The sequence below is a fragment of the Verrucomicrobiota bacterium genome, from assembly GCA_021294815.2.
In the GTDB taxonomy this organism is placed as follows: Bacteria; Verrucomicrobiota; Verrucomicrobiia; order Opitutales; family LL51; genus LL51.
Genome location: CP095464.1, coordinates 386,849 through 412,036 on the forward strand (window position 1 = coordinate 386,849; position 25,188 = coordinate 412,036).

Here is a 25,188-nt window from a genome sequence, read left to right on the forward strand (position 1 = left end):
TTGTGGGTGCTATGTCGTCTGTATCGTTAGCCTACCTTTTAGCGTCCATCTGCTTTATTCTTGGTACGAAGCTCATGGGCCGTATGGAAACAGCCGTACGAGGCAATCTGTTATCGGCGCTCGGAATGCTAATCGCCGCCATTGCGAGTTGGGTCGCTGCGGGGGGCCAGCATTTTCAAGCGATTGCCATTGTGGTTGCCATAGGGGGCCTCGTAGGTGGCGTTATGGCTGTTCGCGTTGCAATGACACAGATGCCCCAGATGGTTGCCCTTTTTAACGGTTTCGGCGGGCTGGCAAGCTACCTCGTCGGTGCCTGCGAATTACGAACATTTGCATCACTACTTGTTTCTCATAGCACTCGGATTGCGACCGTTGCCTCAATCATTATCGGCGGTATTACTTTTTCTGGAAGCATGATTGCCTACCTTAAACTTCGAGGAGGCCCAACCTCTTGGCTCGATTTTTTGAAAAAAACTTCATGGGCTGCATTACTCCTATCACTCGTCCTTCTCCTTAGCGGATCTCTGGGTGCTGTTGCCGTGTTTTTACTACTCCTCCCTCTCTGTCTCGGTATTCTTATAACCATCCGTATTGGTGGCGGAGATATGCCCGTTGTAATCGCGCTGCTCAACAGTCTTTCTGGGCTCGCGGCATCAGCAACCGGTTTTATGATCGCCAACAATGCACTGATTATTGCGGGCTGCCTCGTCGGTACCAGTGGGCTCATTTTAACGATCATTATGTGTCGTGCGATGAACCGCTCACTGCGATCGGTTTTGTGGGGATCCTTAAAGAAAAATACAAAAATTACCTCAGAGGCATTTGCCGGTGAGCCACGATTGATTTCCCCAGAAGACGCTTACTATCTTCTCGAAGCCGCGCGTAAGGTTATTTTTGTTCCGGGGTATGGAATGGCGGTTTCGCAGGCCCAATACGCCCTCAAAGAGCTCGCAGATCTTTTAAAAAATAACGGCGCAACGGTTCAATATGCGATCCATCCCGTAGCGGGCCGTATGCCGGGACACATGAATGTACTGCTTGCCGAGGCCAACATCCCATACGACGATCTTAGCGATCTCGAAACCATCAACCGCGAGATGTCGGAGGTCGATGTCGCCCTTATTATCGGCGCAAATGATGTCGTGAACCCGGCCGCAATCGAGGATCACAACTCGCCGATTTATGGGATGCCCATTATCGAAGTCAGCCGAGCGCGCAATGTACTCATTCTCAAACGTGGCTCTGGAATGGGATTCTCCGGCCTGCCTAACGCGCTTTTTTATAAGCCCAATGCGGCAATGATTTATGGCGACGCCAAGGCAACCTTATCGGCCATCTCAGCAGAATTCAAATAGGCTGCAGACAATGAAAAGGCTTGACGACAAACTCCCAATCGCGATCGTTAAGCGGCACTGCGGGTATAGTTTAGCGGTAAAACTTTAGCCTTCCAAGCTAGTGTCGTCGGTTCGATTCCGTCTGCCCGCACCCGAGGTTGCTGATTTTACTTTTCTCCACTCGGCGGTTGCTTAGAGTGATACGTATGCTGCCCAATGCCGACATTTATTGGAATCCTTGGCACGGTTGCCACAAAGTGAGCGAAGGGTGCAAAAATTGCTACGTTTACTTCCTCGATCGCCGTTACGGACGCGATGCCTCGGTAATTTTTCGAACAAAAACCGTCTTTAATTTACCGGTTGTCCGGACTCGAGAAGGAGTTTTCAAATATCCCAAAGGGACAACGTTTATGACGTGCTTTAACTCCGATTTCTTTTTGGAAGACGCGGATCCTTGGCGTCCGGAGGCTTGGGATATTATGCGTCAACGTCAGGACTGCGCGTTTTTCCTAATGACCAAGCGTCCTGAGCGAATCGCCCAAACTTTTCCCAAAGATAGAGAACACTTTCGACATCTCATGATCGGCGTTTCGACGGAGAATCAAGCGGCGGTAGACCGTCGTCTTCTGGGTTTTCTCGCGGTTGACCTCCCCTATCACGGCATTATGGTGGGCCCTATTTTAGAAGCCGTCGACCTCCGCCCGTACCTCGCAACCAGAAAGGTCAATCAGGTTACGGTCAGCGGCGAAAGCTATGAAGGTGCCCGTGTTACACATTATGACGATGTCCGCTCAGTTTATCTCCAATGCAAGGAATTTGATGTGCCTTTCCATTTTCTCCAAACCGGTAATCTCTGGTTTAAAGACGGCGAAATCCGCCATGTCGCACGCGCCAAACAACGTTCCCTTGCCCAAACAATCACATTCGAATAGTCGCCCCTCTTTTTCGAATTTGGGTGCCTCTGAAAGTAAATAAAATTATAAATATTCTTTAAATTTATTTTTTATTTACTAAAATACCCTCTCATGGATATGCCAATAAACGATGGGTATAATTACCCTGCGCCACGACAGCATCAAGTTTATCAAGCACCTGCAGCAAAATCAAGCTGGGGTAGCTACCTTCCTTGGCGTTGGTTCTCAGGAAATTCCGATGCATACAGTGTTCAGGAATCAAGTATTGCTGGTAAACAAAATGCCCCAGATGTTCAACAATACACTCCTGCTTCCAAGTCACCTGCAACAAAATCAAGTTGGAGTAGTTACCTTCCTTGGCGCTGGTTCTCAGAGAATTCCGACACATATGATGTGCAGGAACAGAGCATTGCCGATGTCCCAGACATTTCCGTCGATCAACAATATGATCAAGTTTCTCAGACTTCAATGCAAATGACATATGACGCTAGAGGGCTACCAACGGATCCATTTGCAAATGGTGCCGATGCGCCATTGAGTTTGATGCAAATTTCAAGCTTTGACGACAGACTCAATGCATATGCAGAGGAATTACTCTTAAAGGATTCAAACGACAAAACTCCGGTACTTCAAGCCATTTTTCGCCTCTACAAACAGTACCCCGGAAAAGCTTATGCAATTCATAACGTCTTAAACGATTGGGTTGGAGACATTATCCCATTGTTGCGCCATGCCTTTACTGGATGCCGGAGATCGCGTATACTTACACAAGACCTCAAAAATCTCCTCCACTCGATTGATACGCTGCTGTATGTTGTTCAATCCGGAGGAGATGTGTTTAAAACACTCCAAGAAGCTCAAGCTTGTCAGGACCTTGATACGATTGTAACTCGCTCAAGACTTCTCAGCTATTTTGAAATTTTCATGCAAACCGATGGGGTCGATCTTGAACGCTTCTTCAATAGCATATTTGACCTTTGGGAAGACCTTCATTCTCCGCAGATGAAACGTTTGATTAGCCGTATTTTGGATATGGGTAACGGCGCTCACCGCTCAATTAATCCCGTTCGAAATTCGCGGGATCTTTCGGCGATCTACCGCTATCGGAGGCCTAATTGATCATCCGAACAACACAGGACCGACACTCGCGCGCCTCCTGGCGCGTGTATTGTTTTCAGAAGAATATCTGCATTTTGCTATTTAAAAATTTTACATAAGAATTTTAAATATTCTTTAAATTTATTTTTTATTTACTAAAATAGCAATATCATGGATTTGGATACAACTTTCTCGAGCTACGCAAATCACACGCCACAAGTCGCCCCTGCTGTGGCAAAAAGCGGTGATTTCACGCAAAAAATTTCAAAAATCGAATCTCCTAAACTGGAACTTGTCAACCTTTCAGCTCCGCTTTTTAAGCGCTTCAGAGCGGATTCTAAAAAGAACCGCATCGTCAGGGCATTGCTCAACCTCTGTAGGCAATACCCTCAACTGGTTCCCGTAATTCTCGGAATACTTGACCAGTGGACAGATTCTGTCGCCGGAAATCTGAGGGACGCCTTTGTACGTTGTCTTAAAATTCGGGCGATCTCCAAGGAACTTTTTGACCTTCTTTTAGCCATTGATCACATCCTAGAGGTTTGTCAGCAAGGTGGTCCTCTCGCCGAGGCACTGCGTGCGGGTTACACCTATCGAATATTAAACAATCTCGTCGGCGATAATGGCCTTTCCAACGGTAACCTTGTGGTTGGGCGTTTTCAAGAACTTTTAGCCGTAGCGAGCCGTTATAGACGAGAAAACGTTGTCCTCAAAATCGTTAGGTACTTGAGGAAGCTATGTAAGTCGCCTCAAATGATTCGTATCGCCGACGATGTGCTCTACATCGGCAAATCTCCCAGAATGAACGTTGAAAAGAGGACGCATCAACCGATACGTTCCACAAAACCCGCCTATAGACCAACATCACAGCGTTCCCGTGGGGTTTCCATTGTCCAATATGGGCGCCAATCTAACTGAAACACAATTTACACCTTAACAATTAACAAATTATATTATGTTTGACATCGATTTTAATGGTTTATATGGGCAGTAAGTACGCGGAAGCCCGAAAGGCAGTTACACGCTGGAGAACCACATCTGAAACGATCCAAGCTGGGAACTACACATTTATTGTGACGACACGCCCCGCATCTGAAAGTTTTTGGAATTCACAAAAAAAGGTGCTTGTGAGCCTAGAGCCGTTAGAGGACGTTTCGTCACCCGTGGCCCTTGCGTTTAGGGATCGCTGGATCGTTGCGAAGTTGCTCAAAAAAAATCCGGCCCTGTTAAACACAATTTTACAGCTTATCGATTCCATCGACTTCCATTGCTTAACACCTAATGATTTGGGTACGCTCAAGCAACTGGACAGGATCTATAGCCATTGGAAAATGCCGAAAGAACTCAAAGAATCGCTACGCGAGCACGCTGTCACGGAGATATTGCAAAACCAAAACGCGCTCAAATCGGTCTTTGCTTGCATGGATTCTATCAACCCTGCCCATCTGCAAAAGAGAAATAAATGGGCAATGGAACAATTGAGAAAAATTGCCCACAACCCGCAAATACCTCTTGCAATCGAGTCGAGGAGACAATCCTTGAGGGAGTCTACGTAGTCGTTAGAGAGATCGGTAATCGCGCGGTAGGATATTTATATGCAATACCAAGGAGCATTACGGATAAGATGGTAGGGGAAGGCTCTTACACAGTTGATCTAGCTACATCCCGGGAAGACTTTCGAAAAAGGGTCGAGGAAATCAATTTTTATGCTCAGAACGAACATTCTCAGAAAGGCATTTCCTTTAATATTCAGCAAAATGGCGACTTCCTCTACTGCGATGTTCCCTTAGATCTCAACCCCTTAGATTTGGAAAACGACACATTTTCGCACAATCGCCTTATCGTCTTTAACCAAAAAGTGAATCAAACATAGAATGATAGAATTCCCGAAGAAATGATAAAGCGCATCGGTCAGATAACCAAACGGCTAACAGACTACATCAAAAATAAGAGTGACATATCAGAAGAAACAGTCAGCCAATTTGCTCAAGAAATTGAAGAGATTGCAACAGCTGTAGCCCTTCGCCTTCCCATAATGGACCAAATACGGTTCGAAGAAAGTATACTCTACGCCTTTGGTACCTTACCTAAAGCGGATGACCTATTTCGCATTTTTACGGGTAAAACCATCGGAGCCCTTCAAAATGTAACACGGACAAAATTGGCTCGCGAGAAAATCGATAAGACACTTCCGCATTGTAGAGCTGCACTCGAAAAGGCTCAAGCAAAGATTGCTGAAAGTAAACTCATGAGAGGAGCGCATAGACACACGACTGCCACGCGTTTTGCTCGATAAGTTTCGACGGTGTCGCCATTGCTGGGTTTAATGTTGTATTATTAAAAATTTTATAAATAATTGCATCATGTCCATCACGAATGCGAGTTCACGCTACGATCCTAGACAAGTTATAAGGCAATACGGGAATCTCAAAAAAGACGTCGCCAATAAAGAGGAAGCGTTCGGAACAATGAACGTTACTGAAAACCTAGCAATTTGCATGGCGAAGGATCGAGGCAAAAAGGGAAAGATCTCGGACGACTCTGGGAAGTACATCATCCTTAAAGGCCAACAACCGGTGAAAAACCGTAGCTCTGTCGATGGGTCCAGCGTCCTTGAATCCTTCCAATACAAAATATCCTTCAAAAATCGGAGAGAACTCGCCAAACTGCTGCAAGATCCGAAACTACTCGAAACAACTCTCCATCTCATGGAACGAGCCGATAAACTTAAAGATTCCGGAGCGGTAACAGAACTACAAAAGATTGCCGATAACCGCAAAGCACCCCCGGCACTCAGAAGGGCAATTCGCCAAAAACTGGACACAATTTCCAAATCATCAGAGCGTGCTCCTGCACCTGTGGACTTGCAAACCTCTTCCCCCTCTCAGGACAGCGCAAACGTAGGCAAGAAAACCAGAAGCATCGCTATTGAACCCCAGTCTGCACCCATATTTAATGGAACAATTTCTGAAAAAAGTCGCCAACAGTTGCAATCTGCCAATTTGCTACAAATCGTCCAACAACTCCAGGATGCGATGAATTTTTCCAAACTCACAGTGCAAAGCATAGCAGAAATAAAAATACAATTTGAGGAAAGAGAGAAAAATAAGGAAGATGAGTTGCCCCTTGAGGACGCAATGGTAAAACTCGGGTACATTGCCCAGGACCCCAAGACACCCGCTGCTCTTAAGGAAGCAATTCTAGAGTCCGGCTGCGCGCAATTAGATCCAAACTTCAGGACATTGGCAGATAGCGTTCGCTTTACCTCATCAATCGAACCCAAGAGGTTAAAGCCCGAAGATGTAAAAAAGCTGCAAGAACTCGGAAATACCCTCGCTTATCCGGAAAGAACTTCTCCTATAGTCCAAAAAGAAATTGCCAAATTTTTCACAAAAATATCGGAATGGATCCCCGAACTTGCAAAGTCGATCGATCCATCTCACCTAAAGCCGGGCGATGAAAAAGCAATACAGGTCCTCTATGATCTTACTCATAATCCCTCCATACCACCTGCAGTCAAAAAAGCGATCCCTCAAAGAAGTTATATACAACTGGGTGCCCAACCGGATCTATTAAGAAAAACCCTTGAGCTCAAAGCTTCGATCGATTCTTCTTACCTGAGAGCCGGTGATGCGGCAGGCGTACAAAAAGCGGCAAAAGAGCTTAGCGCGATTCTCAATGATAAAACGGCATCGCTGGAACTTAGATCCATAATCCTGAAAACCGGTTGTGCACAGTTGGAATCGTGTTCAGAACAATTAAACCGCTCTCTTGAACTCCTGGCCTCAGTTACCCCTTCCAACTTGCAAGCAACAGCCCAACAACTCAACACCATTGCCAATGACCTAGCGACTCCACGAATACTCAAGGAAACCATTCTAAGAACCGGGTACTCGCAATTAGAATTACACCCAAAACTTCTGCAAGATGTTTTCCGGCTTACGGCCTCACTCGATCCTTCTAACTTGAAAGCGGGAGATGAGAAAACCTTAAAACAACTCACCGATATTGCAACTAACTCAGAGACACCCATTATCCTTCAAAAAGCGATTTTCAAATTTCTTGAACCTGCTCACAAACAATTATCGAACGAAGTCCCCCAACTCATGGCTTCCATTGACTCCACCGGGCTAAAGAAAGGGGATGAAAAAACAATGGTCAAACTCAATTTTGTTGCCAATAATCCGGCAACACCCCCTAACCTCAAAGAAGCAATTCTCAAAAAAGTTTACGAAATCTGCAAAGAAGAAGGTGCCCACGCTGCAAAATACGTTTGGGGTGTGCCAGAAGATATTCTCCGCAAGGTGCCGGTAGAGGGATGCCCTGTAGTTGCGACTGCACGGGATAGTGAAGATTTGCAAAGGCAGCTTCGTGAGGGTTTTGATACAGATAAATTCTCGGACATCGATGGAGTGAAGTTTGCTTTTGTGGAATCCCCATATACATCGATGCCTAAGAATGCAAATCTCAGATGGAACACTTTCTTGTACTTCAACAGTTCTCGTGAAGGCGCAAATCAATCATGCCAAGATATCTTCTCACAACTTCATTCTCTTAGAAAGGACCTAGGAAAGTGCTCTACATCGGAGGAACTGGAAGCAATTAAAGAAAAAGCTTCACATCTTACCAAGATGCTAGAGGACCGTACACCCTACATCCAACACGCAGCGTTTACTTCTAAAGTGCTCAATGAATTTGATCTTCCAATAAGTGATGCAGCCCGGATCGAATATGAAGCTAAAACAACTGGTTTTGTGAAACTCTCGGGGATAGCAGCAACGACCCTTAAGGATATAAAGGATAATTTCACATCACTTAACACCGCGCTCACAGCCGCTGAGAAAAGACTTGACGTTGGTACGGGGCTCACGGATGCACAAAAACAAAAAATGTCGGGGGGGGGAATCCTCTAAAGGAGACAAAGATCCCAGTGGATTCAACGGATAAAGCGAAGCAGGAACAGAGAGTATCATTTGCCGCAAATGTTGCCATGCAAGTAAAGACCCCGTTGGCCAAGACAAGAGATAGAAAGAACTGGGAAAATGAACGTAAAGAAGTCGTTGCCGCGAAAAAAGCAGCACGTCCCAAAGATCCTAATCAGCCACCCTTACTTCAACTTTCCAAACAATTGACCAGTGCTAATGATTCTTTGGAAGTCGTAGTCTCCTCGATAGAGTCCGGGAAGACACCGAACGGGAAAGCCATTTCAGCGGAGGAGGTCTCTGTTTTAAAGGAGCGAAAAACCGTCCTAGAGGAACAAACGGCTACCATCAAATTAAGATTGAAGTTTCTCAGCATAAAGTGTCGACTCCAATGCTCGGGGCGCGACTCGCCTTCACAACCCCCGAACACGAAAACGCCTTGGCGAAAAAACAGGATATTCTCAAACAAAAATTGTCTGCTCTAGACGAAAAACAACGCCGACTTGCGGATAAGGCAACTGTTTCATCGGGAAAAGCGATAGTGTTCTTTCCATTAGACTCGAAAGCCAAAAAGCCGGAACAACAGCTGGCTGCTATAAACAAGCGTATAGAAGAGTTGGACAAAGAAGCAGCTGAGTTAGACCAACAAAAGGCTGATCTCGATCAGCAAATAAAAGATTTGAGTTTCGAATAGACGGCAGAAAAAGCGTCAGATGACACAAACTTCATGGATACACAAAGGTACAATGCCATCAAGAAGCCAGAGGTCATTGCAGCTACCTCTCGAAAAACACTATTTACCAAATTTCTTTCAATAACCTTTGACAACACCTCCGGTATTGCTTCTTCCAAGGGGTGTCTTGGTTTCGGCTGGGGACCATAGCGCATCGTCGCATGCCGGAGATGATGGTTAGCTCCGTAAAAATCCATCAAACTACATTAAATGGCCAAGATAGCGCTGTTGGTCTCAATGCTAGCCTCAATATTCTCAAGTTTCTAAAAATGCTTCGGGATCTCTGCTGCTTTATTTATAAATATTAATTAAAATTTTTCATTGAATTATTGAAAATTTTATAAATAATAGCCTTATGACTGACGTTGATTTTCATAATTTCGATCGGCAGCCCATCGGGCAATATGCAGAGGTCGCAAATATCAAAGCACAACAGATGACCTCATCAAAGGTTATCGAAGCCGGTAATTATGTGTTTACAGTTACGATGTCCCCGCGCTCCAAGTGGTCCTGGTGGCAACACGAAGAAGGCGTTCTCTCCTTAGGCACCCCGGACGAGCGAGATATATTTCCAGCTGAAATCCCTTTCAAAAATAAAAAAGAGCTAAGTCAACTACTTCAAGCACCTCAATTGTTGGGAATGACCCTGGAGCTTATCAGCTGGATCGATTTCGATTATCCGAGAAGAAGTCATCTAGAAGCACTGAATGAATTGAATGAGATTTGCAGAAATCCCCAAGCACCGCTGATACTATGTGCATACATCCAAAAGTATCAAGTCTCAGAATTACTCAGCAATCCGGGATTACTCAATTGGACCCTTGGTTTTACAGAATCCATCAATGATTCTCATTTAGAATCCAAGGATATCGAATCTGCAAAACACATTGGCGCAGTTATCAGAGCTCCCGGAACCCCCTCTGCAATCAGGGAAATTGCCCTGAAGAAAACTTATGCGATTCACAAAGTCGCTATCGGTCGCGCAGTGGAATGTGCCTATGGAATCCCTCAAAAGATTATGAACCAAACTCAGGGCGAGGGCAGTTATAGGGTTATATATACGCAGCCTAATCAGAAACTCGAAAAGGAACTTCGAGAACACTCGTCGCTTACAAGTACCCTCAGTGCTGCCCGCAATAAAGTAGCAGAATTATTTTACCAAATGGGATCTGCCAATTATCACGAGAGACTTGATTCTGCGGTAATAGCTTATAGTGACTTGATTATTCAGGTGCTTGCAGACGGCAAGTATAACAAAACAATGGGCAATCGCGCGGTAATTCAGGAGCTCAATGCCAGTAAAGAACGGATCTCCACAACACTGACACAAGAACTTTCAACCTACACAAAGAATCACTCAGCACTCTGCCAGGACCTTCAAAGTTTTGAAAAAAGGATGAGAGCATTCGAGAATGAACTTTTGCAGGTGCTCCTGCGTGTCCCCAATGGATATCAATACCAGTTGAATATTCAAGAAGCTGAGGGTTTCATGTACTGCGACATTCCCCTCTCCGATGAAATAGAAACGCCATTCGAAACCAATACGCTCATTATCGCAGACACGCATCTTGACCAGCCTTGGAATGAAAGAACAATCGACGAAATCAGAGAAGAAATTGTTTTTGTTCGAGGGAAGCTTGAAAAGTACCTACAACACTATAAAGGCGGTAGAGTCGATTTAGAAAGTCCCAGTGAATATACACAAAAAATCGCTCAGAAAAGTGTTGAATATACACTCAAACTAATCAGCGATTACTTCCCTAAATTGCACCATGAAGCCGAAAAACGCCTATTTATTTGGGATTCAAATAGAATAGACCGAGATGTCCTCAATGCTTTTGGAACCCTTAAGGCATCCCACCAGAGTAGAACTCCAGGCCAAGAGTTTATACAGAAAATCAATACTGCACTCAATAATCTTGTGATAGAATGGGAGCAGTGTTCGAGGGTCGCTAAACAGGTAAGAGAAGATCTCATGCCGCAAAAAACAGTTCCAGCGATGCAAATGGAACCTGTAGGGAAACAAACAGATTATATAAACTATACGCGTTCAAAAGTTGATCAAGACTTCCAGAGACACGTGAATACGTTCATAAATTCCGAAGGGAAAATTGACACAGATAAAACCGTCCCAAGTTTTCAGGATCCGGCAGCGACATCTATGGACTTCGCCCAATAACCTTTGACAACACCTCCGGTATTGCTTCTCTTCGGGCGAACCTGGGGGTGTCTTGGTTTCGACTGGGAACCGTAACGCATCGTCGCATGCCGGAGATGATGGTTGGCTCCGTAAAAATCCATCAAACTCTATAAATGGCAAAAATCATGTCATCGCGTTCGTCTTCGGTAGCAGAGGTATGAGCAAAGCCGAAAGATCCAATATAGGTTTCTTTTTTCCTCAGCCAGCGATATCAGTCGGTTATTCATTTCGAATTACATTGCCTTTTTAAAAAATATTTATAAAAAAACGCCATGAGTTACATCGATTTTAACAATTTATATGAACAGCTTGGCAGTAAGTACGCAGAAGTGCAAAAAGCGGTTACACGTTGGAGAACTTCATCTGAAACCGTTCAAGCGGGCGAATATGAATTCACGATTACAACACTTCCTGCTTCTGAAGATTTCTGGAGTTCCTCAAAGGTACTCATAAGTTCAAAGCCTCTGCAAAAATCTACTATGCAAACTGCGCTGGTTGCCTCAAACCGCAATGAAGTCCAAAAGTTACTGCAGGATCCGGTTCAAGTGAAGGATATCCTTAAGCTTTTCGCTTTGATCCACTCCGCTGATTGCTCAACCCTTAGAGGGCAGCAGGAAATACTTGGCGCACTCAACGCTCTCAAGTGGACTGCCTACGAAGACCCAACGACACCGGAAATATTTCGAAAAGTTCTCAAAAAGCAGGCAATTTCAGTACTCCTGCCAAATATAGAACTATTGGAAAGTACATTCGAACTCATGAACTCAATCGATCCTTTAAAACTAAAGAAGGATGACGTAGCGACAATGACCGCACTCCGTGAGACTGTTGACGATCCTAAAACACCCCTGTCGCTCAAAGAAGCAGCTAAACAAAAAGTGGTTGATGTTAGCATAGCAATAAATCCTAAAGCAATTGAATGCGATTATGCAATACCTGCGAATATTGTGGATAAAATATGCAGCGATAAAAATGGGGCCTATGCGGTTAGGTATAATGCACCCATGGAAGGATTCAGAAGTAAAACTCCAAAAAGATGAAACACGTAGTAAGGCATTACAGGAAAGTCGGAAAGGAATTGTGGAGTCATTTACTCAATCCAATGGCACAATCGACCAGAACCTTACTGAGAAGATCCAAGCCTATGGAGAAAAAAATGATCGAGCCACTCATGATGGAAGAAAAAGGCAAATACCCACCATCAATACAGGAATCCTTCCAAACAGAATTAAAAGCCTATGGTCAAAAAGCCGCCCAAGTACTGCAAGAAGAATTGCAAAACTACAAAGGCGACACTGCATCGCTCGATGATTGCCTCCAAGCTTATGAAAAAAAGATGCGAACATTCATAAACGAGCTTCTGAAGACCGGGCAATCTTCCTCAACAGTTAATCAAGAGGGAAATTACTTGTATTGTGATATGCCAGTCGATATAGAGGTTATCAAGAGGCACGATTATTCCCCGAACGAATTTAATACTGTCGCAGTCGTCAATACATGCTTGCAAGAACCTTTGACCGATAAAACCTTAGATGGTCTCAATGAAGAACTTAAAAACTCAGAGAACAGCTAACAGATTGCAAAACAAAGGAACAGCTGCAGACAATTGAGGAGCGTTATCAAGAGGTTAATAAGAAATAGAAAACCGCTCCCAATTTCGCGAACAATGCTTAACAAATTTAGCGACCATGCAGGCTTTCGGACTCCCCGAAGGCGATGATCCATTTAACACCCGAACGACTCCAGCTACGAAACACCTAACGCAGATGAAGCTTCTGTTTGAAAGGACGGATAAAGAACAAGGAAAATATAGTGCCGAACTTGCCAAAGCCCAAGAAAGACTTGATGCAAACAAAGCTGCTCCTCAGCCTCAGGATTCAGCAGCTTTCTCTTCCGCAAACGTTGTTCAATAACCTTTGACAACATCCCCTCTTTCATTTCCCTCTAAGCACGGTTGGGGGTGTCTTGGTTTCGACTGAGAACCGTAACGCATCGTCGCATGCCGGAGATGATGGTTGGCTCCGTAAAAATCCATCAAACTCTATTAAATGGCAAAGATAATGTCATCGCTCTCGACTTCGGTAGCGGGGTCATGAGCAAAGCTGCGTAAGTTATCGTGGCGCATCGACCGCGGGAGGCCCGTGATCGCGAATCGGTGTTGGTTAGCGGGAAGCGCTGGGGTTTTGTCGGCGAGACTCCGACCGTTTTGATATCGCTGGCTCGGCACGTTGGGCGCGTTCACCCGCAGGATGTTGCTTAGATTAGTAGGTCAACTACGCATGTAGAAGCGATGCGCGAACGTTTTTAGGACGCGGGTTCGACTCCCGCCACCTCCACCTATTTTTGTCAGCGTAATGCTCACTTCCATCCATTCCACAGAAAAATCACCTTCTTCCCAAGAATAAATCTAGAGTCAAAATTTACTTATCTTTTTAAAAAACTTGCATCTTGTGAAAAACTACTACCCTGCCTCGCTGAAAAGGAAATTTTATGGCTAAAAAAATGAATACTAAAATAAATAAATTGGCGCTCTGCGCGTTGTTGTCGGCGGGGGGACTGTCTGCAGTGAACGGGGATGACAAAGTTTCGGATTTGCTGGGGAAGGATAGCGTTCAGCTTTTCAATCGATTGCAAACTCCTGAAAGATGTGAAACAGCACTCAAAAAGGCAGGCAAGTTGCTCGCAAAAGTGAAAAAACAAGAAACGAGGAACGCGCTTACACGCCTCATTGAGAAATTGAATTTTTTGTGTAATTTTTGGAGCTGGTTCTGCAGTGTCGAACCCGATGAGCTCGATGTTGAGGCAATTTTCTCGGAAGATGTCTCTGGAGATAAGGATCTAAAGAGCGCGGAAGAATTAATTTTTTTGCGGGACGCCGGCTGGGGAAGACAGGAAGTAAGGGAAGCCAATGAAGACAATGGAGATTGTAAGGACAAATTCGAGAAGCTGCAGGAAAAGTGTAAAAAGTTCATTTAATTCCTAGGCATGAAAAGATTCCGGTTTGTTGCATCATTTATGCTTTTCCTCGGGTTGTTCCTTGGAGAAGGTGGTGAGTGTGACATCTACATCGCGAATGCAGGGGCTGGAAATTGCGCGTTCGTGCGCTTTTCAGCAGGGGATGGTGATGGGAAACAACTCTACCGAGGCCTGTGGGTTGACTGCGGTTTTGGCAAGAGGGGCTTCTTTCCTAACGGTTTCAGCTCCTCTAAAGAGTGGAATGATGTTGTTGGAGACTACTTTTTTAGAGAGGAGGGCGTATCGAGGAAAGTAGGAAAAGAAAATGCGATGTTGTGGGTTACGCATTTGCATGATGATCACATCAATGGGATCTTTTCCATCAATAAGAGTGGTATGGCAAGGGGGGAAGCGCCTACTAGTAAGGAGATGGCGACGATAAAAAAGGAAGTAGAAGAGCTTGAGAAGGATGAGGATGGAAAAGATGGGGAGTTAGTAGAGAAGGAGGAGACTAGTGAACTAGAGGAACTAGAGGGGCAGAAAGAAGAAAAAGGGAGAAAGGAGATTGATGTGGGTTCGATTATTGTTGGTATCGGCGGAAGTAAGGATGGTTTGCCGAAGTCATCAGGTCGAGCGTTGATTAAGACCTCAGAATCGATCAAGGGAATTCTGAAGGATAAAAGTACCGGAAAGGTGCTAAAGGTCAGAGTTTGGGGAGAAGGAAGTGAAGCATCTGCCAAGTGTGGTGATATATCCAAGGTGGTGGGTAATTTTTGGGGAGATTTCCCTCGTGAGAATATCAAGATGGAACCTCTAATCCCTACGGGTGGATATGAACAAGAGCAAGAGAATCTCGAGGCTAATGATACATCGCTGGTTCTAGGGTTGGAGTATTATGGGATTAAAGTGCTCTTTCCTGGGGATGCTCCTGGGAAGATGTGCGATTGTCTGAATCCTGATCAGAAAGGCTTTGTTAAGGATGTTGATATCCTTATCGCACCTCACCATGGGAGCGAAGGGAAAAAGAATAGTTTGTGGTACTCTAGCAACCGAAGGTTTTGCACAATCGTTTCCGGGGACCCAAGTTATAAGGCTTGGGGTATACCTGGCCTAGCCAATTATGGGGTTAGGAACCATTCAACACGTTTGGAGGCACCAAGAGCCATTTACTATTCCAATGCCCAAAGGAACGAGGTTTTGAAGAGCGAGATCGAGTTTCCTGTATTTTGCACGTGGGTCGGTATCGAAGATGAAGATGGAAAGGTTGTAGGTGCCCAAAAGTTTGTTGGATATCATATCAAAATAAACAGTAACGGAAACCGAGAGGATGCAGGGAAGATTAAAGTGTTTGAGATTTTATATAATGACAAAGCCAAGGAAAACGAGACGAGGTATCCTGAAGAAGAGATATATATCGAAAGACTATCCAAGCGTCGGAAGCTAGAGCTATCGGGAACTTCTGTTCTATTCGAGGTCCCTACGGCCACTGGGGGTGGCAGCGTGGGGCATTAGCCTCCCCCGGGAAAATAACGTAAAAATTCACATGCCTCATTTAAATGACTTGCATCTTGTGAAAAGCCGCTACCCTGGGCCGGCGACAAAGGAAAACTTATGATCAAAATGAATAAATTGGCGCTTTGTGCGTTATTGTTTTCGGGAGTGCTGTCCGCGGTGAACGGAGACCCAGAGGAGGTCAAGAACCTACTTGGTTTTGATAGCTTCGACCTTTTCAAAGAGCTAAAAACCGGGAGCAAGTGCAACAGTGTGCTCAAGGAGGTTAAGGATTGTCTTGTGAAGACAGAGGATATAGAAAAAACGGGTCAGCTTCTGTATCTGGCCGGAGAACTGAACTCTTTACGTGAGTTTTGGGCATGGCTTGACGGGGTTGATCCTAAGACTCTTAATGTGGAGCAAATTTTTTCAGAAGATGGCCCCGAAGATCAGGATCTGGGAGCTGATAAGAAATTGATTTTCTTGCGCGATGTCAGCTGGGGAGAGGATGTTGTAGATGAGGGCGGCAATGAAGGCCTAAGAGAAAAATGCGAAGCTCTAAGAACCAAGTGCAGGGGTTTTATTTAACCCCACGTTGGCATGAAGAAATTTTGGTCTGTTTTGTCATGCATCGCTGCTCTGCTTGGACTCGTTCCAGGAAGGGGGGATGAGTGTGATATCTACATTGCCAACGCGGGTGCTGGAAATTGTATTTATGTGCTCTTTTCGGCACAGGACGCCGCCGGGGATCCAGCTAGCCGAGGTCTGTGGGTTGATTGTGGTTTTGGCAAAAGGGGGCTTGTTCCCGATGGTTGTGCGAACAACGGCTCGTGGGATAAGGTTGTAGAGGACTATTTTTTCTTTGATGGTGCGATATCGCCGTCTTCAAAAGCAAGCAGAAAGGATACGATGCTGTGGATTACGCACCTGCACGAAGATCATGTAGAGAGGGTAAACCTGGTCGGTGAATCAAAGCGTCCGGTGAAAGGCAAAAGTGCCAGGTCGGTGGGCGTTGGTGCTGTCATCGTTGGTGTAGGTGGTGGGAACAATGATTTACCGATGCAAAGCGGTAACGGGAATCTGATTGGGTTCTCAACGCCAATCCAAGAAATTTTCAATACGGCTCCCCTAAAGGTGAAAGTCTGGGGGACGGGCCATAGTGCGACCGCATCCAGGCAGGCTATAAGGGGAAAGGTTGAGGGATTCTTAGGGGAGTTCCCTTATAAGGTTGATAGGCGGGAGAATATCAGGTTGAAACCTTTGATTCCTTCAAGTCAGTACAAAGCAACGGAGAAAGGCACGCACCAAGTCAATCTTGTAGCTAATGATACATCGCTGGTCCTAGGGTTGGAGTATTATGGTGTTAAGATACTCTTCCCCGGAGACGCGCCAGGGGAAATGCATGACTGTCTGAGGAAAGCTGACCGGAAGTTTGTTAAGGATGTCGACATACTCGTTGCACCTCACCATGGGAGTGAGGCGGAGAGGAACGGTTCGTGGTACTCCAGCAACCGGAGGTTTTGTACGATCATCTCCGGAGACCCGAGTTATTCAAACTGGGGGCTGCCGGTCCTAGCCAGTTACGGTGTCAGGGATAATTCGATATATCTTAAGGACAAGAGGTCCATTTACTACTCGAATGCGTTGAAAGAAGTTTGCACCCTTAAAACTCGAGTGCCTGTTTTTTGCACGTGGGTCGGTGTCGAAGATAAAAATGGAGAGGTTGTAGGTGCTGAAAAGTTTGTCGGGTACCACATCAAAATCAACAGCAAAGGCGGGAGAGAGGATGCGGGGAAGATTAAAGTGTTTGAGATTTTATATGACGGAGCAAAAGCAGGTAGGGCAAGATATTCAGAAAAGGAGATAAAGATCGTCAGGGAAAAGAAAACAGATCAAAGGAAGTGCCTGTTACTTTAGAGAGGGTTGCGATGAGTTTTGCAAAGCTTTCCAGGTTCCGGAGTAGGGCCAGCCTTTCGTCGGGTTTCGCCGTAAAAGACTAAGACGCGCCTCCGAAGAGGTGCGCTGTTATGAACTTAATATCGTCAAATAACTAAAGATGTGCGATTGCGCTTTCGATATCGAGGAGTGCAATTCTAAGTTTGATGAAGGCGTCTTCTTGTTCTTGTGTAATGCGTTGTGCATCGACACTCATGAAATCGCGGATTTTTGCGATGTTTTCTTGGATCGTAACACGAGATTCTGCTACAGTCTTGGCCATTGTCCAACCTTCGGAAGTGGTACATGGTCCTTTAAGCCCCCCTTCGGTAACACTTGTGGGGACAGCTTCCGTCGCCGAATTCGCTGCCGTATTGATCGCAGAAAGACAGTCACCAATCTCTGTAGCTGCACTGAGCTCTGCTGCACTGGCTCCGGTCACGAGCGTTTTCACTTCTTCGTACTGTTTCTTAATGGTGTCACAGTCCGCTTTCGATACAGTAAATGTTAGGTCTTTCACTTTCTCGTTTTTTGTGGCAGCATTTTCAATGGCAGTCATCACGGCTAAACGCTTTGCGCCATCGGCAATCCGCCAAATGTAATCAATTGCGGCATAGTTGTAGGCGTCGGGTTTCGTGAGGTCGAGCTTGTAACGCGTATCTGCACCGGCAATCTCTGCCGCTGTCTTATGGCAATCATCACATTCAAGGACACTACCACAACTAGGACATTCCGTTGTGAGTGTTTGCCCGCTGTCTGAAATTGGAGCGAAATTCGGTGATAGAACAACTTCGACAACAGTTACCTCGCCTTTCATTACTGCGATGTGAAAAATCGTCCGCCCCAGATAGTCTTCCGAGTTGAGATTGATATTCTTTGCCTTTAATAATATGCGCAAAGGGTTGTCGTTATTCGTTGAATTCAGAAGCCAGCTTTCGCCATAGTACTTCGCCGCAAAGAACAATGGCGATTCGCCATTCATCGTACGGCGGTTGATGTCGATACGGCCATCGTCGACAATTAATTGCAAACACTTCGCCGAATTGATCGCCGCCGCGTGCGCCGCATTATAGCGTAAAATCGTTTCCGCCGTGACGCTCGCATTTGTGTTCTTTAAGATCGAATCCAGTGCATCAGGCAAACTACTGCAAGCCGCCAAAATGATCGCCGGAAGCCGAAATCCAACAAGTACCTTCGTGTTAGGGGCATTGCCCTTTGCTCCGACTACAGTATTGAGCAAATTATCGAGTTGATCGATGGCATATTCCGTGCCGCTGTACCAGAAACGCGCCGCTCTCTTTTGATCACTATCCCACGTGCTGATTTGTGGAATGGCGACACTTGGTGTTAGTACGCTGGCGTTGTTTGCATTTGAGACATTGAGAGATCCCAATAGTAAAAATGACGCTAAATAACGTTTATCCATCCTATTTCCCTTCCCCTTAAATTTTAATTTCCTGACATGATCGGCTCTCGTACCGTGTTAAATGCATTCTGCAACTCTGTAAATTTGGTGTCATTGGTAATGTTATTGACCGTATTTTTATGTTCTATAATTTTGACCAATAACGCTGGTGTCTCGCCGCGTTTGTTAGTCGATTCAAGGTCGAGCTCTTCCCCATAAAGTTCGATAATCTTTCGAGCAGCAACGTAATTCCCCGCCTTAATGGCGACCATGAGTGCTGTATCGCCCTCCCGATTTTTTCGGTTAATATCAAGACGATTATCCTGCTGCAGGAGCATAATATTTGTCATCTTATTTTCATCAGAATTAAGAGCTGCTTCATGCAACGCTGTCCAGCCCAGAGAAGTCTCAAATGGAATGATCATATCATTCGTTCCCTCCAATAAAAGTTGTAGGTAGGTTTTCGAATCGGTGCCCGACTTAACACTATTGCTTGCAGCCGCAAAGAGCGCAATTGGTAAATAATATCCAAAGTAAACCATCGAATTCGCATCCGTGCTTTTCGCGAATAAGTTTTTTAAAGTTTCAGACTGGTCGCCCATCAAATCCGTGACCTTGTAAACCGTTTTACCGATTGCGATCCGTGCATCTAAAAGTCGACGATCATTCCAACTTTTAAAGCAGGGAACACTTGCCTGTGTGTATGCGGCAAGACCCAATATCACCCCACCGATTGTTATCAGTTTTTTCATACCCATCCGGGCCGGAATTTGTAAATATACTTCAAATTGTCAACACAAAGTTTAATATTTTTTGAAATCGCTCTCTTTGGGTCTACGATTTCTCGATTGATTCAAGTCGATAGAACACTTTGATCTGAGGTAAAGTTAGCATGGATTCCCAAAAAGATTTACCACACGTTGATCCCGAGGTCGCCGCAATTATCGAACGCGAACATCAGCGCCAAGAAGAGCACCTCGAGCTCATTGCCTCTGAAAATTTCACCTCGCCCGCCGTTATCCAGGCAGTCGGCAGTGTTTTGACAAACAAGTATGCCGAAGGTTATCCCCAAAAGCGCTACTACGGCGGCTGCGAATTTGTCGATCAGGTCGAGTCACTGGCCATCGAACGGGCAAAACAGCTCTTTCACTGCGAACACGTCAATGTACAACCTCATTCAGGAACCCAAGCCAATGTCGCGGTCTATTTGAGCTGCCTCAGCCCCGGGGACCCCATCTTAACGATGTCACTCGAGGATGGTGGCCATCTAACCCATGGATACAGCAAAAATATCAGTGGGATGCTGTATCGGACGACGCACTACGGTGTTCATCGAGAAACCGAATTTATCGATTACAACGCCCTCGAGGAGCTCGCCAAAACCGTCCAACCGAAACTAGTGACCATCGGTGCCTCGGCTTACGCCCGGACAATCGACTTTGAGCACGTTGCAGATATTGCCCACCGCCACGGTGCACTTCTAATGGCCGATATCGCCCATATTGCGGGACTTGTCGCGACTGGCCTTCACCCCTCGCCCGTACCGTTTACAGACTTTGTGACGACGACAACTCACAAAACGCTTCGCGGCCCTCGCGGTGGGATGATTATGTGCAAAGAAGCGTTCGCTAAACGTATCGATTCGGCGTTATTTCCCGGGACACAAGGGGGGCCGCTGATGCATGTCATCGCCGGAAAGGCGGTCTGCTTTAAGGAGGCGCTTTCTCCGGAATTTCGCACCTACCAGGAACAGATTTTGCGCAACACAAAAGCACTTTGTACCGCAATCCAGCAGCGCGGTTACCGCATCGTCAGCGGTGGAACTGATAACCACCTTTTCTTGGTCGACTTACGCGCAACGCTCCCCGACGTCAGCGGCAAGGATGCCCAGATGGCCCTCGAAAAAGCCAACATTACGCTGAATAAAAATACCGTTCCCGGAGAAACCCGGAGCCCCTTCCAGGCCAGCGGTTTGCGCATTGGCTCTCCCGCAGTTACGACACGGGGTATGAAGGAACCCGAAATGCTCCAAATCGCCGAATTTATCGATACCGTTTTGAGGAATCTCAATAATGACACCATCATTGCTACGGTCCGTGAACGCGTTATTGCACTCACCAAACAATTTCCTCTCCCCTATTAAGCATTGCCAAAACGCAATCATCGGTTAGTGTCGCCAGCGGATGGATGGGAAGTTGTATTGTCAATTCGTTGGTGTTGCCGGTTGGGCGTTATTTTTAGGCATTCTCCCGACGAGGGCTTTGGGATTAAATCCCATGCCCAGGCAGCTCGTTAAAAATATCGGGAAGGAAGCATCGCCGCAGAAACGTGCAGAGGTTTTGGGCAAAAATGCGTTCGAAATTCTTTGGGCCGAGCGCAACGCTTTCTTCAAAAGTATCATTCAACAAGAAACCAGGGAACAATCTACGGAAGCAGCGACTCCAGCACTATCGGTAGCCGCAGAGGTAACAGCCTCGGCGGCCGAAACCGATCCGCCACCGCCGCCAATCTCTGTGCTTTACCGGACGATTTTGAAGAAAAACTTCGCTTATCTTGAGGAAATGTACGGGCAGCCGGTCCCAGCAGATAAACACGACGAGCTCTTCAATGCCGTTCTCGAACAGGTACTGCCATTCGCGGACGCTACCGATCGAATCGATACATTTTTGGCCCCATTCCTCGGCAATTCCCAGGAAGTATTTGAACGCCTCAAGACTATCGCCACGGATTATTCCAAGCATCTGAAGATTACCGATCGCAGCATCTACGGCCCACGATTCGAGCAGTTTTACTACAAAATGAATCTCGAAGGAGGGCGTTTTCAACAGATCGCTCGCGGAGCCTGTGCTAACGAGCTTTTTCGCTACGCTCAGGAGTTTCTTGCGCACGAATACAACGCGATCCATAAACAACACCCCGAGATTGAAACAACTGCAATTACGCAAAATCTCGGCCGCCTTGTGCTCCAAGTCGTACTACCCATCGCCTCACGTTATGGTGTACTGTGGGCAATGTTGGGGAGGTTTCGCAAAAACAATAAGGAAAGTACCGAGGATCTGCAGCGTGAACTAAAGCAAAATGCCCCAGCGCTTGTACACCTCAAACCAACCGATCAGGTGGGGGAAACTTTTTGGTCCCGACAGGCACAACAGGTATTGTCGGATTGCCGTAAAGCCGCTCACGATTACGTCGAAATCTTCCAGAAAAAATCGCTATTCCACAACCTCGGTTCCCCCGTTGATGCGCTTTAAGACTTATTAAAGTCGAGCTCTACCGATTATCTCGTTTCAACGAATTTAGGCAAGCAGTTAGATTTTCCCAAAAGCAAATTCCTCGCCCTGGATTTTTCTCCAGGATGAGGAATTTTGTTATCATTTAATGTTTAACTTTATTCTGCGACCGATGCGCTAGACCCGCGCCACCATTTAGAGAAAGCTTGCGCCTTGTCTTTCGCAGCATTCCAGACTTTATTCGCAGAGCCGCGCCCTGAAATAACCTCCGAGTTTACATCTTGATCAGGAATCCCTGCATCCTTGGCATCTCTCGCGGTATTGGTATCATCCTTAGCGTACCCTAACGTACGCGGAAAGATATAATTGGGATTGTAGTAATCGTACGACACGAGATTACGTGAGCCACCCGGTGTTGAAACTGACTCGTCATCGGGCTCTTCAACAATAGGCTGTACAATGGAGTGAGGCATACCTTGCGCCGAATCGATATCGTTGTCGATTTCCTCAACTGTCGGTCCTGTCGCTTTCATGCCTTCCCATGTGAGCATTTGCTGAGGTTTATTGCCGTGAAACGGCGCAGAGTATGGATTAAATGCGTATCCAGGAGTTGTATTACTCACCGACGGTCTCTGACCTACGAAATTATCGCATGCCGCCTGTACGCCTCCTAAAATGTTGTCTGCCCAATCCCATGGATTGCCTTCCTGTACTACGGTTCCATCACCGCCCTCATTCGGCACAGTCCCATCGGCAAAGTTTTGAAGTCGCTGCAAATAACCACCCGCCCTCGAGAAGAAACTTCCATCATCAACATTCTGTTGGACATTCGTGTCCTCATTGGGTTGCTCTCGTAATACTAGGGCCATTTTGCCTAATTTTTCCGGGATACCCATATCGGGATCTTTCCATATGGCGCCAAGTGATTTCGCTTTGTTGTATGCCCATTGCGCTCCTCTCCACGCCTTATTCGCCATTGTAACAGTCTCTTTGAGTTTCTTCCGAGCTGTTTTTATTCCCTCTCGCGTTTTTGCAACTCCATTGCGGACTTTTTGAAGCATTCCACCGTTATTGGCATCCGATGGTACCAGATGTCCGGATTGGCGTCCACTGAAATTCGGGACGATCGCATAGCTACCGGACACATTGCTTCCGTTCATTACGCCGGAAAAAGCCTGTCGCTTAGAGAACCCTAATTGATACATTGCCCCTGGGGTGGTTATAACGGCACTCATGACGGCATGTTCCCATGTCTCTGGTGAACCGAAAATACGCGCTAGAATCTCATCATCCACTTCCGCATAATCCAGAGGATTGGCTTTCGTTTGATTGTTGGGATGGAAGACGATGTTGCCTCCTCCAATCGAAGGTCCCAGCTCACCTATAATGATCGGAGCACTTTGCTGGTCTAGATGTTCAAAAACTTTCTCAACATCGCGGCTTGTAAATAACGGGGCACCAGGATTGGCGATTTTGTTGCGCAACTCTTCCTGTAAGTATTGTGGAACATTCAGGTTTAATAAAACAGGCTGCTCCGAATCATTGGGATACCAAAAGGCAATCACCCGATCGAGATCACAGGAACCCCACTGCGGATCTGTCGCCTGGAGCTGGCGGATATTTTGAAGGTACTGGTTGAGACCGATGATGAGATACGACACTAAAACAACGGGGAGTGCCCCATAATCCAGGCTTTGAGTGCCGGACATCTGCTTCACATAGGCACAAATCTTGGAAAGAGGTATATGTTTCGTATCTGCGGTATAGCCTAAATTGGAAAATATTTTATTAAAATCGGATTGCTCACTACCACCCCAACATAGCGACTCTAATACGGTCTCAAAGGCTAAGGCTAAGGCATTGCACGTCTGATCTGGTCCCGCATTTTCGAAGGCGCTAACCACGTCGAAGATCTCGATAGTCCCCGTGGACCTCGTCGACACTTTTTTACCCGTAAGATGCTCTAAAACGGAACGTTTGAAAAATTCCGAGATGAGTGGGATCCGGGTACGCCGCTCAGGGGCTTCCATGTAACCGTTTTGCACCAGTTGCGCAATCCACTCTAGTATCTGGATTGGGTTATTCCGGCGCAAATTATGAGCAATTGCTGCCGTGCCATCATTATTGACCTGAGTATACGGAGTCAAAACTGCACATAAAACGGCCTTCCGGACTTGATCAACACTAAAACTCTTGCCCGCAAATGTCGTGCAACCCAAATTTCTTAAAATGGCCGCAATGAGCGCCCCCGCGTTGCTTCGATTGTTGTTGAAAACACCGCTCGGAGTAATGCTGCTGAGAATCTGGTTGAGCTGTCCGCAATTCCACTGCAACATCTTGGATGTATCACGAATCTGCTGATAATATGTCCAATACATTGAGGCCTCCTGAAGCGCCCCTTCCGAATCCTTACTTTGGTGACTTTGGAGGTAAGACTCGATATTCTGCATGCCTTTCTCCGCGAACTTGCCCAACATATTGAGATACTCAGGATTGATCCCTCGGCTTAAATCCACGCGATTCACCGTATCTTTGAGCTGTGCGACCACCTCCCAAACGACAGCTTGATGTGGGTCGCTGAAGTTTAATGCACGATCCTTCTTCGCTAGTGGCGCGTTAGATACCGGGCTTATGGGGTAGGATTGTCCCTGGGTTGGCGTCAAATCGAGCTCTTGCTGAAAGATAGCGTCTGGCTCTGGAACTGTCATCTCCTCGGGCACTTGTGGTTGAATATTTTGAGGCTTTATTTCAGTTTCAAAGTCATCGTACTGCCAATCTTGTAGTTGAGACGGCAAACGGCGCTTTCCCTTGAGCATTGGACTTCGGCGAACATTTACATCTTGAAATTTCGATAAAAATGGGCGGCCATAATACGCGGGCCGTTCCTGTCCCTGCGCATACCCGGCCTCGTGGTATGCAATATTATTTGGCATATCTGACATATATTTTATAATAATTTTATAAAAATCAC

23 protein-coding genes, 1 tRNA gene and 1 other RNA gene are annotated in these 25,188 nt (G+C 46.1%); 22 read left to right on the forward strand and 3 right to left on the reverse strand.

Annotation, left to right across the window (positions count from 1 at the left end; translation table 11 throughout):
• Positions 1 to 11: 11 nt before the first annotated feature.
• From LW808_001860 to LW808_001955, 20 genes are all read left to right on the forward strand, one after another.
• Positions 12 to 1,355 carry an NAD(P)(+) transhydrogenase (Re/Si-specific) subunit beta gene (locus LW808_001860; GenBank protein UPA28840.1) on the forward strand — a complete coding sequence of 448 codons (1,344 nt, stop codon included), beginning with the start codon at positions 12 to 14 and terminating at the stop codon, positions 1,353 to 1,355.
• 59 nt (positions 1,356 to 1,414) lie between these two features.
• A tRNA-Gly gene (locus tag LW808_001865) sits at positions 1,415 to 1,485 on the forward strand.
• A 55-nt stretch (positions 1,486 to 1,540) separates the two neighbouring features.
• Entirely contained in the window at positions 1,541 to 2,266 is a 726-nt protein-coding gene (locus LW808_001870) for a phage Gp37/Gp68 family protein (protein ID UPA28841.1), read from the forward strand.
• Between the two features lie 93 nt (positions 2,267 to 2,359).
• The gene (locus tag LW808_001875; protein ID UPA28792.1) at positions 2,360 to 3,367 is read left to right on the forward strand and encodes a hypothetical protein; all 1,008 of its coding nucleotides are present in this window, start codon (positions 2,360 to 2,362) and stop codon (positions 3,365 to 3,367) included.
• Between the two features lie 150 nt (positions 3,368 to 3,517).
• Positions 3,518 to 4,264, forward strand: coding sequence for a hypothetical protein (locus tag LW808_001880; GenBank protein ID UPA28793.1), 747 nt, complete (start codon positions 3,518 to 3,520; stop codon positions 4,262 to 4,264).
• A gap of 56 nt (positions 4,265 to 4,320) precedes the next feature.
• Positions 4,321 to 4,902: a hypothetical protein gene (locus tag LW808_001885; GenBank protein UPA28794.1), complete on the forward strand. Its 582-nt coding sequence runs from the start codon at positions 4,321 to 4,323 to the stop codon at positions 4,900 to 4,902.
• Between the two features lie 68 nt (positions 4,903 to 4,970).
• Positions 4,971 to 5,219: a hypothetical protein gene (locus tag LW808_001890; protein UPA28795.1), complete on the forward strand. Its 249-nt coding sequence runs from the start codon at positions 4,971 to 4,973 to the stop codon at positions 5,217 to 5,219.
• 21 nt (positions 5,220 to 5,240) lie between these two features.
• Positions 5,241 to 5,642, forward strand: coding sequence for a hypothetical protein (locus LW808_001895; protein UPA28796.1), 402 nt, complete (start codon positions 5,241 to 5,243; stop codon positions 5,640 to 5,642).
• Between the two features lie 67 nt (positions 5,643 to 5,709).
• The gene (locus tag LW808_001900) at positions 5,710 to 8,259 is read left to right on the forward strand and encodes a hypothetical protein (GenBank protein ID UPA28797.1); all 2,550 of its coding nucleotides are present in this window, start codon (positions 5,710 to 5,712) and stop codon (positions 8,257 to 8,259) included.
• 400 nt (positions 8,260 to 8,659) lie between these two features.
• Positions 8,660 to 8,962, forward strand: coding sequence for a hypothetical protein (locus LW808_001905; GenBank protein UPA28798.1), 303 nt, complete (start codon positions 8,660 to 8,662; stop codon positions 8,960 to 8,962).
• 161 nt (positions 8,963 to 9,123) lie between these two features.
• Complete coding sequence (locus LW808_001910) at positions 9,124 to 9,309, forward strand: hypothetical protein (protein UPA28799.1); 186 nt, start codon at positions 9,124 to 9,126, stop codon at positions 9,307 to 9,309.
• A gap of 47 nt (positions 9,310 to 9,356) precedes the next feature.
• On the forward strand, positions 9,357 to 11,180 hold the full coding sequence (locus LW808_001915) for a hypothetical protein (protein ID UPA28800.1): 1,824 nt from the start codon (positions 9,357 to 9,359) through the stop codon (positions 11,178 to 11,180).
• Between the two features lie 293 nt (positions 11,181 to 11,473).
• Positions 11,474 to 12,241 carry a hypothetical protein gene (locus LW808_001920; protein ID UPA28801.1) on the forward strand — a complete coding sequence of 256 codons (768 nt, stop codon included), beginning with the start codon at positions 11,474 to 11,476 and terminating at the stop codon, positions 12,239 to 12,241.
• Between the two features lie 104 nt (positions 12,242 to 12,345).
• Entirely contained in the window at positions 12,346 to 12,774 is a 429-nt protein-coding gene (locus LW808_001925; GenBank protein UPA28802.1) for a hypothetical protein, read from the forward strand.
• Between the two features lie 115 nt (positions 12,775 to 12,889).
• Entirely contained in the window at positions 12,890 to 13,114 is a 225-nt protein-coding gene (locus tag LW808_001930) for a hypothetical protein (protein UPA28803.1), read from the forward strand.
• Between the two features lie 43 nt (positions 13,115 to 13,157).
• Positions 13,158 to 13,540: a transfer-messenger RNA gene (gene ssrA / locus LW808_001935) on the forward strand.
• 163 nt (positions 13,541 to 13,703) lie between these two features.
• Complete coding sequence (locus LW808_001940; protein ID UPA28804.1) at positions 13,704 to 14,177, forward strand: hypothetical protein; 474 nt, start codon at positions 13,704 to 13,706, stop codon at positions 14,175 to 14,177.
• 9 nt (positions 14,178 to 14,186) lie between these two features.
• A complete protein-coding gene (locus LW808_001945) occupies positions 14,187 to 15,668 on the forward strand; it encodes a hypothetical protein (protein UPA28805.1) in 1,482 nt (493 codons plus the stop codon).
• A 99-nt stretch (positions 15,669 to 15,767) separates the two neighbouring features.
• A complete protein-coding gene (locus LW808_001950) occupies positions 15,768 to 16,235 on the forward strand; it encodes a hypothetical protein (protein ID UPA28806.1) in 468 nt (155 codons plus the stop codon).
• A gap of 12 nt (positions 16,236 to 16,247) precedes the next feature.
• On the forward strand, positions 16,248 to 17,564 hold the full coding sequence (locus LW808_001955) for a hypothetical protein (protein ID UPA28807.1): 1,317 nt from the start codon (positions 16,248 to 16,250) through the stop codon (positions 17,562 to 17,564).
• Between the two features lie 133 nt (positions 17,565 to 17,697).
• Here LW808_001955 and LW808_001960 read toward each other — a convergent pair whose 3' ends face one another.
• On the reverse strand, positions 17,698 to 19,008 hold the full coding sequence (locus tag LW808_001960; GenBank protein UPA28808.1) for an ankyrin repeat domain-containing protein: 1,311 nt from the start codon (positions 19,006 to 19,008) through the stop codon (positions 17,698 to 17,700).
• A gap of 23 nt (positions 19,009 to 19,031) precedes the next feature.
• Complete coding sequence (locus tag LW808_001965; protein ID UPA28809.1) at positions 19,032 to 19,739, reverse strand: ankyrin repeat domain-containing protein; 708 nt, start codon at positions 19,737 to 19,739, stop codon at positions 19,032 to 19,034.
• 140 nt (positions 19,740 to 19,879) lie between these two features.
• Here LW808_001965 and LW808_001970 point away from each other — a divergent pair, with 140 nt between their 5' ends.
• Entirely contained in the window at positions 19,880 to 21,130 is a 1,251-nt protein-coding gene (locus LW808_001970) for a serine hydroxymethyltransferase (protein UPA28810.1), read from the forward strand.
• A gap of 40 nt (positions 21,131 to 21,170) precedes the next feature.
• The gene (locus tag LW808_001975) at positions 21,171 to 22,238 is read left to right on the forward strand and encodes a hypothetical protein (protein UPA28811.1); all 1,068 of its coding nucleotides are present in this window, start codon (positions 21,171 to 21,173) and stop codon (positions 22,236 to 22,238) included.
• 137 nt (positions 22,239 to 22,375) lie between these two features.
• Here the strand turns inward: LW808_001975 and LW808_001980 are convergent, their stop codons facing one another.
• The gene (locus tag LW808_001980; protein ID UPA28812.1) at positions 22,376 to 25,150 is read right to left on the reverse strand and encodes a hypothetical protein; all 2,775 of its coding nucleotides are present in this window, start codon (positions 25,148 to 25,150) and stop codon (positions 22,376 to 22,378) included.
• Positions 25,151 to 25,188 lie beyond the last annotated feature (38 nt).